Origin of the sequence: Pseudomonas sp. MF5691 (assembly GCF_016405645.1) — a bacterium.
Classification (GTDB): Bacteria; Pseudomonadota; Gammaproteobacteria; order Pseudomonadales; family Pseudomonadaceae; genus Aquipseudomonas; species Aquipseudomonas shahriarae.
This window is the reverse complement of the sequence record NZ_JAEKDC010000012.1, coordinates 61,330-74,106: the sequence shown is the minus strand read 5'-3', so window position 1 is coordinate 74,106 and position 12,777 is coordinate 61,330. Positions and strand designations below refer to the sequence as shown.

General features: G+C 53.5%; 8 protein-coding genes. 3 read left to right on the top strand and 5 right to left on the bottom strand.

Features of this window, described 5'->3' with window-relative positions; all coding sequences use genetic code 11:
• Nucleotides 1-253: 253 nt before the first annotated feature.
• From zorD to JFT44_RS17940, 5 genes are all read right to left on the bottom strand, one after another.
• Complete coding sequence (gene zorD / locus JFT44_RS17960) at nucleotides 254-3,502, bottom strand: type I Zorya anti-phage system protein ZorD (protein WP_198830985.1); 3,249 nt, start codon at nucleotides 3,500-3,502, stop codon at nucleotides 254-256.
• On the bottom strand, nucleotides 3,502-5,130 hold the full coding sequence (zorC, locus tag JFT44_RS17955) for a type I Zorya anti-phage system protein ZorC (protein ID WP_198830984.1): 1,629 nt from the start codon (nucleotides 5,128-5,130) through the stop codon (nucleotides 3,502-3,504). The genes zorD and zorC overlap by 1 nt, the downstream gene beginning before the upstream one ends.
• Nucleotides 5,127-5,870, bottom strand: a complete 744-nt coding sequence (gene zorB1 / locus JFT44_RS17950; protein WP_056741006.1) for a type I Zorya anti-phage system protein ZorB1 — start codon at nucleotides 5,868-5,870, stop codon at nucleotides 5,127-5,129. Before zorB1 ends, zorC begins: the two co-directional genes overlap by 4 nt.
• Before the next feature lie 13 nt (nucleotides 5,871-5,883).
• Nucleotides 5,884-8,076 carry a type I Zorya anti-phage system protein ZorA1 gene (gene zorA1, locus JFT44_RS17945; RefSeq protein ID WP_198830983.1) on the bottom strand — a complete coding sequence of 731 codons (2,193 nt, stop codon included), beginning with the start codon at nucleotides 8,074-8,076 and terminating at the stop codon, nucleotides 5,884-5,886.
• Nucleotides 8,077-9,134: 1,058 nt separating this feature from the next.
• Nucleotides 9,135-9,989: an AraC family transcriptional regulator gene (locus JFT44_RS17940; protein ID WP_198818181.1), complete on the bottom strand. Its 855-nt coding sequence runs from the start codon at nucleotides 9,987-9,989 to the stop codon at nucleotides 9,135-9,137.
• A gap of 157 nt (nucleotides 9,990-10,146) precedes the next feature.
• Here JFT44_RS17940 and JFT44_RS17935 point away from each other — a divergent pair, with 157 nt between their 5' ends.
• The 3 genes from JFT44_RS17935 to JFT44_RS17925 all read left to right on the top strand — a co-directional run bounded on the left by JFT44_RS17935 (nucleotide 10,147) and on the right by JFT44_RS17925 (nucleotide 12,728).
• Nucleotides 10,147-10,758: a GNAT family N-acetyltransferase gene (locus tag JFT44_RS17935; RefSeq protein ID WP_225923837.1), complete on the top strand. Its 612-nt coding sequence runs from the start codon at nucleotides 10,147-10,149 to the stop codon at nucleotides 10,756-10,758.
• A 148-nt stretch (nucleotides 10,759-10,906) separates the two neighbouring features.
• A complete protein-coding gene (gene selD, locus JFT44_RS17930) occupies nucleotides 10,907-11,956 on the top strand; it encodes a selenide, water dikinase SelD (protein WP_057960598.1) in 1,050 nt (349 codons plus the stop codon).
• 1 nt (nucleotide 11,957) lies between these two features.
• Nucleotides 11,958-12,728, top strand: a complete 771-nt coding sequence (locus JFT44_RS17925) for a sulfite exporter TauE/SafE family protein (RefSeq protein ID WP_057960599.1) — start codon at nucleotides 11,958-11,960, stop codon at nucleotides 12,726-12,728.
• Nucleotides 12,729-12,777 lie beyond the last annotated feature (49 nt).

The window sequence follows — 12,777 nt, the reverse complement described above, 5'->3', positions numbered from 1 at the left end:
GGTTAGGAGTTCTTGCATCATGCCTTGCTCAGGAGAGCGGGTTAAGGTGGGCAGCAGACTCGGATGCTGCGCACAGTAAGCCGCTGAGCTTTCGGCGCCAATACTGGACGTGTGCACAGGTAAGCAATCCGCTCACAGGTTGTACCAGACTAGCGCCACTTGGCTGGTTTTTGCCTATTTGCAAACCCGAGCAGGAACTTACCTGTACTTATATTTGACATATCGCCAAGCAACATTTTCCTGCAAGTCGGGCTCAGCGTGTTTTCAGCAGCGCCTCAAAGTCCGAAGCCTGAATATCCGAAGCCCCACTCAACATGTCCCGCGCCAACGCCCGCCGCTTACTCAGCAACTCATCAAGTGTCGCTTCGAACGTCGGCATCTGCGCATCACGAACCGTCGGGTAGTACACATAGACATCCTTCTCCTGCCCAATCCGATAAGCCCTGTCAGTTGCTTGATCTTCCTTAGCCGGGTTCCAGCAACGGGTGAAGTGAATGACGTGGTTGGCTGCCTGCACGTTCACCCCAAACCCGACAGCGATGGTCGATAGAATGATGACTGCGAATCCCGGCAGCTCCTGGAATTGGTCGATCAGCCGCTGCCGGCTATTCGCACTCTGGCTGCAGGTACTGGTATCGCCGTTGATGACGGTTGCCCGAAACCCGAAATGCTCCTGGATCGAGTGCTGCAACTCCCGCTGAATATCACGCAACTCGGTAAAGACAATGACCTTGTCGCCATTTCCAGCTCTTTTGATCGATTCAAGGGTCTGCATCAACCATTGCAGCTTCGGCGAGTTGTCGCGCAATCGCTTGTCTGGCTGAACGCTGTAAGGATGAGCACAAATGAGCTTGAGCTTGTGCAGCAATCCGAGCATGCCGGAGGTCTTTTGATCGAGCTGTTCTTCAATCTGCTGCTTCTGGCTGTACGCGGATATTTCGGACAGGTACAGATCTCGTTGCAAGGCATGCATGCTAAGTGAACGGCATGCTGTGTCTTCGATTTTGGCGGGCAGGTCTTTGGCAATGTCCTGCTTGGTTCGGCGCAAAGTCTGCGGATCGATAAGCCCTCGAAGGCGCTCCAGGGCAACCGTGTCACGCTCCAACGCGGCTTCGATTGGGCGCTGATACTCGCGACCGAACTGGTTCAAACCACCTAGAAAACCTGGTTGAATGAAGTCGAACAGACACCAGAGATCGATCAGGGTGTTCTCGACAGGCGTACCGGTACACGCCACTCGAAATCTCGCAGGAATGGCTTTGATCGCTTGAGTCACCAGTGCCGCGGGGTTCTTCAGCTTCTGCGCTTCATCGCACACGACGATCGACCACTGCTGGCGCGCCAGGGAAAACTCCTGATCGCGAAGTGTCTCGTAAGTCGTCAGGACGATTCGGGCGCCGCCCATCCAACCCGGGCGCAGAAGATTCTTGATGCCTTTTGCTTTCAAGTCGGCAGGAATTTCTTCCTTCTTGAACTTAACTGCGCTCAAGGCTGAGCCATACAACTTCAGCACTGGCAGCGCATCAGCGAAGAAGAACCGATGAAGCTCTCGCTCCCAGTTATCAAGCAATGAAACTGGGGCGACGATCAGTGTCGGTTTGTCTTGTGGATACTTTTCCAGGTACCAGACAAGGAAGGTGAGCAACTGGATCGTTTTCCCAAGCCCCATGTCATCCGCGAGCAAACAACCTGACACGTCTGAAGGGGACAAGCGGTACAAGTGCTGCAACCACGCGACGCCTTGAAGTTGGTGCTCACGCAAGACGACTTCAGGCTTGAGCAAGCTGGGCAACTCTGGCGTTGCGTCCAAAGCGGCACGTAATGCGGCCTGACGAATCTGGACGTAGGTGGGTTCGTCGATGTTGTGCCCAATTTGCAGCACGGCGCGGCCAACCTTTTCCTGTAGCTGGACCAGGCCGGTCTCGACAGGGGCGATCTTCTTTGACCAGGCATCAAAAAGTTGCTCGGCGGCGGCAATCGAGAGCGGTGTTTCGGACTCCGGCAAGCAAACCGTTTCATCACCGGCTGCGCGGGCTTCGTCCAGCCGCTGCTCAAACGCTTCAAATTGAGCACGGTCGGATGGATCCCAACGCCCAAGAATTTCTGCGTCAATGCCCAGCGCGGCCAAATCCTTCGGTAACCAGTTCTCGGTTGCCTCTTTGACGAGAAAAGGTGAAGTAATACGTTCCGCTTCCCCGATGCCTGTCACTCGGTCGCCGTAAAGAGACAGATCCAAAACTGAGTCGAACTCAATACCGGCCGCTTCGTTTTGCCAACGCTTAAGCAGGTCGCTGATACCTGCCAACTGGCGCAAATCAAAATCGCTGAGTTCCAGCTCATAGCCCTGCCAGAAACCAGCTGGCATTCCAGCGGCCAACTTCAGTTGCAATTCATGCACGAACGGCGCGAGCTCATAGGCCGCTTTGAATTCAACTTCGATGGGCGCTTGCGGCGTTGGCGAGATCGGTTCGAGCGTCAGATTTACCTGCTCGATGCGCTGTCCCGCTTCATCCAGTTTGGGCCCCAGATGAAAGCGATGAAAGAAAATCCCAGCCTCGGCCAGGTCGTCTTCATAAGTCTCGGCATCCAACACTTGCGCGGCACTTTCGCCGAGTGCGCTGTAAGGGTTGCGGACGAAAGAAAGAGCATCGTCCCCAGCGACCCGACGCCCGGGCAACGAGCGCACATAGTCCAATACAGATTTGACTTCGGGATCAATCAGCACGTGTGTCAGCGATCCATCATCACCAGTCACCCGATATCGATCCTGAACCTGATTGGCGCCGTCGAAACTTTCAAGCCAGTTTGCCGGCTGGCCTTCAAAGGTGGGTTCCAGTTCGATAACCGGTATATTGCCTACTGTCGATTTTCGCGGGTTGAGTCGCAAGCTTTCAGGTTTGATAACGACGGTCTTATCCAAGAAGCCATCCATACCGGCACCAGCCCTGCGCGCCAACTTCCTGATGCTAGCCCAGCCAATCTGGTTAGTTACTTCACCCGGCTCATTTTGCTGAGCCAGATAAAGTTGCCGTACCGCACCGGTCAGTTTCCACGACGACTCGGGCAGAATTTCCATTATTCCGTGGCGCTGGACGATGGCACCTGTACGCTGCACCTGCACATTTGCATTGGACTGCGGGTCGCGCCATCCACTGACAGCGACCTTGAAGTCGTCAGAGGCAAGACTGCCTTGGCTGCTCAATTGAGGGATGAGGGCTGTCTGTGGCGGCAACCCCAATAGCGGCAGACTTGTTAAGTGCTCTGGCTCATCAAGAAGCCGATAAAGCTCGTCCCACGTCAGCAACCAACGATCGCTGAGCTGAGAGACGAACTCCTCCTCTTCCAACTGATCCAAATAGCTTGCCAGCGGCCAGGACTGCACATTCTCCGCCAAGCTCAGGGGATAACAAATCCCCTGCTCCTCAATGGAAAAAACAGGCTCAGTATTTTCTACCACCGAATTCGGCTGCCGGCCGATGCCTTTCAGCAAACGCTTGAGCATTACTGTCTCCAAAACCTGAGTGGCTGGTGATTGACGGGCTTGAAGCCCAGGCGTTGGAGCGCTGCAACGGCAGCCTGATCATTGTCATCAAGCTGGACCTGAAACGCGCCACCGCGCGCGCGTTGGTCATAGACTTTGTGCTTGACCGACTTTAGAGCGTCACGGACTTGGTCTTCGAAAGCCATGGGTTTGGATGCCCCTGGCGTGCCGGCCTGACTCTGCACGCGAATGCCCAATTTCCCTAGAGAGTCATCGAATTTGCTCAGCCAACCCTCTATACGGTTTGGGCGGCTCGGTGCAGGTGAATGCCGCATTCGATCCAGCGCACGATTTGCCTGCTTCAGCTCGGCGGTAAGCTCAAGGTGGGATTTGTCTGGGTTGAATGGCGAATCATCTGCTTTGTACACATAGCAGGCATTGCCTGTACCGGAGAACTCTACGAAAAAGTAGTTCCCAATCTGCATGACAACAGCATTGTTGTGACCAGGACCGCCTACCAACTTACTCAAGCGCCCTTTATTCTTCTCACGGAAATGGACGAAGTCCCGCCCGCGGTCATTCCACGCATCCGCCCCCATAACAATTCGGGTGTAGCTCATTTGGTTGGCAAATCGCAGCCAATAATGCAGACGCGATTGATCGACCTCGGAGTCTCCCTTCAACAGGTTGAAGAAGTGCTCAAGATCTTCCTTCGCGAACCACGCAACGACCATTGCACAGACATCTTTTTCAACGTACTGCAGCCAGCTGTTTTGTCTGGAACGGATCTGAGGGCTGCCCCAGTTGTCGAGGGCGACCTGTTTGAGCAGCGACGACGGTTTCTCTCGATACGCTGCCAAGTGATAACGCGACAGGCATGCACTCAGAATGTCGTTCATGTACCGCGGATGCTGCCGGCCGATGTCGACAAGGTCGGCTAAGCGCTGAGAAAACTCGGCGTCATCCAACATAAATATACGAGAGATAAGTACGTTAAAGATCCTTCGCCACAGCCAACTGCTGTCAGGGATCTGCGCAATCGTCTGCAATGCCGAAAGGTCGCTGATCTCTCCCTTGAACATCTGGTCACCCAGCCTGGCACCTGCCTGCTCGGAAAAAAGCTCCTGATGCTGCTGGACGATATGCACCCATTCCTTCTCGCGTTTTTGCTGACCTCTGACGCATTCGAAGCCAAGCTGAACGTCTGCCCGCAACACACACCAATTGGCGTTCTGATCAGGCGTGGCGGCCTCGTACCCAAAATAGCTAAAGCACAGCGCCAACCAATCTCGGCGGCTCAGTCTCCGTTTTTCAATGCGATGATGGATTTCTTTGTGCACTCGGTCAAAAAGCTGGTCATCGTCCAGTATCGGTCCGACTCGCTCACTCTTGTCCGAGAGACCGGCAAAAACCAAACGCCATTCTGAGGCGTTGAGTGGGAGTACATTGCGGAATTTGTTTATCGCAGCGCGGCGCTTTTCCTGAGGTGGCGGCAAAGCTTTTTCAGCGCGTTCGAATCTTTCGTAAAGATCAATTCCAGCAGCACCCAGACGGGGGAATCGCGCCAACGGTTCAGGCGCCGGCCCCGTGCGATGTGCCAACAGACTCAGGTTAATAGCGGCGGAAAGCCTCGCGATTGGGCTGGTCATCGGCTCATCGCCAACTGACACTTTTCCATATCAGTGTTATTGAACACCGGTACCTCTGGCTTGAGGTTGTCCTCCTTTTCCTTCAAGCCAAAGAACTGCATCCGCAACTCCACTCGCCGGCTTTCTTCCTTGGTGTCCTTTGCATTGTTGAACGACACACCGCCCGCCAGGAAAATCGATCTGATTTGCTGTTGGTGCTCCGGCGACAATCCGACTTGGAGCGGGCTGCGGCTATCGAGCAGACTACACATCACCCACTCTGAACGCTGCAGTGAAAGGTGCAGGTTATAAAGATAAGAACCGTCGGTATCTGTCGATCCCTCGATCACAACCTGTTTGAACCACTTTCGGCCTTCTTCACTGTTAGCCGCGTCCAGAATCATCGGCACAACCTCCTGAAGTGCCGACTGGCCATCGTTGCTCAGTGCGTACTGGTTATGCCCAAATCGGCCAGCATCGCCGAAGCTAATCCGATTGTCCTTACAGTCCACAACGATGGTTTTACTGGCAGTCTTCGCCTTAAGGCTCAGGTGCTCGCAGATCTGACTGATGTCCCTATTACGTTGCTTCTCTCCCTGCTCCGCTTGGTTAATACGCTGCGTCACAGAACTCAAAGCCGCCACCATGACCACAAGAAATAGAATCATCATCGCAGTCATCAAATCAGCGAAGGAGATCCAGAACGGCTTCTCTCCCTCGTCTTTTGAACGGACAACCGAAGGCATTTGCTTACCAAACATCGACTAGCCTCCGTTACTGCCTGATTCGTTCCATGATGTCGCCGAAGTCTTCGAGACTTTCCTTGACCCCTTCTACACCGCCAGCGAGGCTCTTGACTGCTTTATCGAGCTCGGCATCCAGACTACCCAGCGTTTGTCTCAAGGTCCGATCCATACCATCACCGAACTCTTTAAAGCCGTTACCCAACACACCACTGATGTTTTCCAGGTATTCATAAACTTCACGGTTAAGCGCCTGCATCCGCTCGCTTTGAACCTTCAGGTCCTGGAGATACTGGCTGCGGCCGCTGGCCTCCCCTTGCGCGCTTGCGACAACCCCTTCGATGACCGCGAGAGTTTTCGCCAGCGCTTCACGATTGTTTCGATAGTCCGCGACCACGGTGTTCAACTCACGTGATGCCTGTGCAAGCTCAGTACCTGCGCCCTGGACTGTGCCCATCAGCCCCGCAGTCGACTCACTGGCACGCGCAACGCTTTGTCCGGCCGTTTCAAACCGCTCAGCCGCCGCCCGCATCTTGTCTGCGCCTAGCTGCATGCTCTGCAAATGCTGCTCTGTTTGGGCACTCAATGCCTTAACTGTGTCCTGTGCAGATTTCTGTTGCTCTGACACTGTTTGCAGCAACGCCTTGACCTGTTCGTCAAGACCGCCCACCAAGTCACGGGTGCCTTGATGCAGGTCAGCCTGTGCAGCGCGGGTGGTTTGATCCATCTGCTGCTGGCCGTGCTCCAATTGCTTGAAGACTGCCGAGAGTTGCTCACCCAGCACCTCAACGGAGCCCGCAATTTTCGCCATGGTTTCCTGTTGACCTTGGCCGATGTTCTGTTTGATCGACTCAACAAAAGCCTGGAGATTCTCAGCCATTGCCTGTTGGCGAGCCTCGCTTTGAGCAAACAACTTCTCCAACTGCTCGGCCATTCGAGCACCAGCCCCCTCCCCTTCGTTGCCGATACGGGCAACAGAAGCCTGGAGATTGGCAAGCATCTCGTTCATCCCCGCTTGCATGGCGTTCTGTCCGGCCTGCATATCGGAGAGTAACTGAGCGATCATAGTCGAGCTGTTTTGGGTCGAGGACTCGCTAGCCGAACGCATATCTTGGATCAGCGTCGAAAAGCCCTGCTGCATCGACTGCATGGCGGCAACGGACTGGCCCATCAGTTCGTGTAGGCCATTGAACTGTTGGCCGAACGTACCTTCCAGCTTTTTCATGAAGGCAACTAGAACATCCTGAAGAAGGTTCTGTACTTGCCCTGACTGATCGCCACTGGCGGCCTGAACCGCACCCGCGATAGCTTCAAGGGGGGATTTGAGACTGTTCTCAATCGCACTGCTTACCTGATCCGCCAACAACTGCCCAGAGTCACGGTAAGTCGTTGACAAGGTATCCGCTAATTTGAGGCTTTCGCGGACCTGGGTATCAACGAGGTTCTGCAGCATTTCCCGCAGATCGGTTACCAGGCTGTCCTTGAGCTGACGGGTTTGCACGGAGCTTTCAGCACTCGAGCGCACAAGCTCCGCTAGATATTCCTCACCGACACCACTGTCGAAAAGCCCGTCGATGGTTTCGTTGAACGCTTCAAGGAGCCTGTAGCATTGGCCCAGACGCCACTTTTCAGTAATCGTGACGGCTATAGAGGCCATGATTGAAATAAAGGAGCCGATGAACGCAAACAACACGTCCTTGAGCAGCTTATCGACGCTGGCATTTACCTGCTCAGGGGTGCTTGGATCAAAATGCTGTAGGCCTAGCATCAAGCCGAAGAAGGTTCCGACAATACCGATGCCGGTCAAAATACCAGGCAGGTGTTTATAAAACTCGGTTCCCAGTGGGGTATCAACCACGCTTTGAGGTGAGAAAAAATGCGCGGCTCCGGCGGTGGCGCGCGACCGGACAAGAACCTGTTCGCCTTCTTGAAACTCAAACTGGTCGTGCAGCGTTTCAGCGTATTCGTGCCAAGAGTGCTCCAGCTTGCTTCCTTTGAACAGTTGCTCCAATTCAGAGCGCCGTTGAGACGGGGCGAGCGCTTTCACACCGTGCACACGTTTAGTCAGTTTTTTCAGCTGACTGCTAAGTTTGAAGGATGGACAAAAATAACGGACAAAGTACCAAGCGCACAAAATGAAAACGAAGCCAACTACCGTTATTGGCGCGATCAGCTGCTCGGAGCTTGCTGCACCCCATAGATGCAACAGCGTCGAAAAATCCATACTTTCCGCCTTCAATTTAGCAATTTTTTGATGTTCGGGACGCTTGCAACAACCACATTGATGCGTCAATCGCCAATCCCGTTGGTGATCGATGACAGCACCTTGCTCGGCACGCGTTTTTCAGGGCACAACAAAGTCGGAAAGGAAGGGCGGTAGTTTCACTACGACTGATCAGGAACCTTCCGTGGACAAATGTTAGAAAATCATGTCCTTATGCCAGCACCTTAGCCTGAGCCTTGACCGTCGTAAAGCCGGACGCGATCAATGGATCCCTGATCTGGGAGATCCGATAGGCTTATCGGGTGTGTGTTTCGCGGCCACTGTACAGAGACACCAAATCCCCTCCAGCCCCTCTGCAATTTAATCCGTGTCGAAACTTTGATTCTGCACATCCAATTCGCGAACCATCAGCTCAATACGAGCGACATCTTGAGGAGTTGGAGCACGAGCGCATTTGCTGTACGCGACAGCGATAAGGCACGCGCCGACTCGCCAGAGCGAGTGAAGGAATGAACCAAGCGCCAGCAATCGCTATCAGTAGCCGTTGGTTCCACTCAAAGGCGAAATCCGAAGTACAGCTGTGGAATTGAACTTTGGTCGACGTAAAGGCAGGAATTTAAGAAGATTCGCGAATGGTATTCCATAAGGTATTCCAATAGAAAATATAACCGAAAATAATCAATAAAAATCAATACGATACAGAATCAATTCAGATTACCCCGGCCCACCAATTGAAACACCAGAGAAGCCCGCCCAGTGCGGGCTTCGCTGTATCTGGAGTACCGAATATTGCTGAAAATCGCTGTGGATGAATGCCGATATTGGCGCGTCTCAGCAGCTTTTCAGCAACATCCATCTACGGCGTTCTGCCGACCGAACTCAATCCCTACTCCCCAAGCCCATCATAAGCCCGCTCACACGTCACTCCCCTACCTCGGCTTGGGTCCGCGCGCTTGAGCACGTCAGCAAACACCATGCCGGCGCGGGTAGGCGATAGCACGCAGGTTCTGCTGCCGCGCATTGTTCGTGCGCCTTCCCTCCGCTATTTCGACCGCAGGTCAGTCCTGCCCGCCCTCCTCCCTCTTGTGCTTACGGTAACGGGAGAGCGAAATCCCCGTTTGGCGCTTGAAGTAGCGACACAAGTAAGATGCGTCGGCGAAGTTCAGTTCGTCGGCCACACGGCCAATAGCCAAGTCACTGTATGAAAGGAGAGCCTTGATTTCCAAGGTTACCTGCCGATCGATCAGGCCCTTGGGGGTGTCATTGAAAAACGCTTTGGTCAACTGCGACAGGTAGAACGGTGTGATACTCAGTGCGTCGGCGTAGAACTTCACATCTCGGTGGCGGATGCAGTGTTTGCCTATCAATTCCCAGAAGCGCCAACTGAGCATTTCCTTCCTGCTGAATCCCCTGTTCTCTATTTGGTTGGCTGGAAGTTGCTCGGCTATTTTCAAAAAGAGGTTCTGCAGTTGATTGCGCAACATGATGCGTTGGTAGGTGGGGCAGGTCTGCGCAATGTTCCGCATCTGCGTCACCCACCCCTCTATCAGCGGCATGTCGTCCTTGGATGGGACGCAATGAGGATGGTCATGCAGAAATACGAACAAGGTATTTGGCAGTGGGTAGGCAACCTCCGCTGCAAAGTTTTTCGGCATAAGGCAGAAAAACACCTTGAAGCGGCGCGAGCGACGTTTGAGCAGGGCAATCGTGTCTTCAGCCAGCAGCATCACACCACCGCGCCTGACCGCATGCTCTTTGAAGTTGAGAGTGAAGTGGGCACTACCGCAGAGGCATACCAGCAGCGTCAAGTAAGCATGACCGAAGGAAAGCGGTAAACCTAGCCCTTGCGCGAGCGTGGTTTCTCCCATCCGCATCGATTCGTCAGGAGCGGAAAGTTTCGGAATGTGATGCATAGTGCCCCAGCGCTACAACAAACAAGTGCCACAATCGTATCAGCGCCTGGTGAAACTGTTTTGAAAAGTACCGAAAAAGCCGAGGTACTAGCGTGTACCGATGGTCTGTCTCCCAATACTCTGTCCCGAACGCACCAATCCATTACGAGTACAGGCCATGACACTTAAAACAGAACGCCTCTTGCTGCGTCCCTGGCAGGACACGGACGCCGCCGATCTATACGAATATGCCAAAGACACCCGAGTCGGCCCCATCGCTGGCTGGCCTCCGCACACCAGTGTGGAGAACAGTGCCGACATCATCCGCACAGTCTTCAATCACCCAGAGGTGTACGCGGTCGAATTGAAAGAAAATCGCCGTGCTGTTGGTTGTGTGGGCATTCTCATAGGTAGCAACAGCAATTTTGAAATCAGTGAGCAGGAAGGTGAAATAGCCTACTGGATCGGCGTGCCTTACTGGGGCAAAGGCCTGATTCCGGAAGCAGTGCGTGAAGTGATGCGACACGCTTTTGAAAACCTGAACCTCAAAGCACTTTGGTGTGGTTACTTCGCCGACAACATCCAATCCCATGCTGCTCAATCGAAGTGTGGCTTTCGCTTTCATCACACCGAAGAAAACAAATATAACCAGTTCCTCCAAGACTATCGGACGGAACACATCAGCCGCATCACCTACCAAGAATGGCTGGAACAGAAAATGACTGGGTCTGAAGTAACAAGAAACTCTGCCTACCCTGACCCCGCAGCCAAGCACACCATTGCTCGCTGACATCCACATGACATCGAAACACCCCCATTTCGTCATATTTCTGCAATGAAACCATGCGAGTTTTGTCGGCGGAAATAGGGCATAACAGTATGCTTTAGCACGCTAATACGCTGTTTTAATTATGGAAAATGGATTCTAAGGAAAGTCGATGTCGATGTTTTGTCAGATCATGGATAAATCTGAGAGTGGTGGGTGCGGGTGCAAGATCCCATCCAGTGTGTTAACGAAGATTCTGTCGCAAACTGCAGCAGCCAATACGGTTTCGGATGACAAGGTGGTGTTGGGCTTTGAGTCTTCTGACGATTGCGCCGTCTATGACGCAGGTGAAAAATATCTGTTATTCACCACCGATTTTTTCTCTCCGATAGTCAACGATCCTTATATCTTCGGCCAATTGGCAGCCAGCAATGCTGTAAGCGATATCTTTGCTTCAGGCGGGAGTCCGCTTATTGCCAACTCGATCATGGCGTTCGACCCGGAACAGGTTTCGGTCGAGCAAGTTACGCAGATGATCCTTGGCGCCCAGTCGGTGATGAACAGGTTCAATGTCAGCATCGTCGGTGGTCATACGATCAAGAACAGCCAGCCCTTGTACGGCTTCTCGATCATTGGCGAGGTGGAAAAACACCGTTTGAAGAAAAACAACACGGCCAGGGCCGGTGATTTGCTGGTCATGACGCGTCCGATCGGTGTCGGCATCCTCGCCAATGCCCTGAAGAGCGGAGTGATTGAACAAAAGGATATTGCTGCGTCGACGCTTGCCCAGATTACCGGCAACAACGCGTTTGGCCGCACGCTGAGCGAAAGCCCTGAGGTGAGCAGTTTGACTGATATCACGGGGTTCGGTTTGATCGGCCATATCAGTGAGATGGTCGGGCTGGGGCAACTGGATGTTGACCTGGATACAAGCGGTCTGGTTTTTTATGACGGCACAGAGTCATTGGCAGTGGCGGTGACTTCAGCTGACAGCGGTATTTTCTCTAACATTAAAAAGTACGCGCAGAACGTGGAGTACCTGACTGATCCTCCATTAGCTAGAAAGTTTCTGTTGCATGATCCGCAAACGAATGGCGGTTTGCTGTTCACGGTGAGTGCCGAAGGGTTTGAAAAGAACCATCAGAAGTGGCAGGCGCTTTGCCCTGATCTGATTGTTATCGGTCGGATGACGGAAGGGACCGGCAAGATCAAGGTCTGCTGAGATGGTAGCCGTGACAATCTACCCGGTTATGGTCGGTGTGGGCATGGTGGCTGGTTTCATGTCAGGTCTGTTCGGTATCGGTGGGGGCATCATCGTGACGCCCCTGTTGGTGCTGATTTACCCGATCTTGTCCGGTCAGAAACTGCCGATTGAAGTCGTGACGGGACTTTCTTCCGCACAAGGCTTCTTTTCGTCCCTCGTGTCGTTCGCGCTGCACCGCATCAAGTTTCAGCCGGATTGGCGAGTGATCAGAAGCTTTGCTGTACCGATGGCTGTCGCCAACTTTTTTGCCTCTCTCCATGCTGATGCATTCAGCGAAAACTTCATCCTGTTCGTCTTCGGGCTGCTGGGGTTGATGTCGCTGTTGGTGACGCATCTGTTCCATAGACCGGTGGCCCTGTTGTGCAACCATCAATCGCTGTCGTTGCCACTGATAGGGCTGGTGCTTGGCGTATTGTGCGGGCTGGTCGGCCAGGGCGGCGGGTTCATCTACCTGCCTGTACTGATCAGCTTGTTTGGTCTGCAGATAAAGCAGGCCATTTCGACCTCGGCGCTGATCGGAATCATCGGAGCAAGTGGGGCTTTACTCGGCAGAGTGGGTTCCACCATGGACTTTCTCGGCTACACCGGTGAATTGGTACTGGGGATAGTGGTGGGTGGTTTCCTCGGAGCCATGCTTTCTCATCGGCTGGACTCAGGGCATCTGAAACAGGCACTGAATGCTTTCGTTTTGCTGTGCTCGATCCAGCTCATGCTGCGCCTTATTGTTTGACCCGTGAGTCTCTGTTCGCATTATGCGAGCAGCATCCTGAATGACATAA

Coding starts and splice junctions, on each gene's coding strand:
- zorD (WP_198830985.1), bottom strand. CDS start 3,502: ATGCTCAAGCGTTTGCTGAAAGGCATCGGCCGGCAGCCGAATTCGGTG.
- zorC (WP_198830984.1), bottom strand. CDS start 5,130: ATGACCAGCCCAATCGCGAGGCTTTCCGCCGCTATTAACCTGAGTCTG.
- zorB1 (WP_056741006.1), bottom strand. CDS start 5,870: ATGTTTGGTAAGCAAATGCCTTCGGTTGTCCGTTCAAAAGACGAGGGA.
- zorA1 (WP_198830983.1), bottom strand. CDS start 8,076: ATGGATTTTTCGACGCTGTTGCATCTATGGGGTGCAGCAAGCTCCGAG.
- JFT44_RS17940 (WP_198818181.1), bottom strand. CDS start 9,989: ATGCATCACATTCCGAAACTTTCCGCTCCTGACGAATCGATGCGGATG.
- JFT44_RS17935 (WP_225923837.1), top strand. CDS start 10,147: ATGACACTTAAAACAGAACGCCTCTTGCTGCGTCCCTGGCAGGACACG.
- selD (WP_057960598.1), top strand. CDS start 10,907: ATGTCGATGTTTTGTCAGATCATGGATAAATCTGAGAGTGGTGGGTGC.
- JFT44_RS17925 (WP_057960599.1), top strand. CDS start 11,958: ATGGTAGCCGTGACAATCTACCCGGTTATGGTCGGTGTGGGCATGGTG.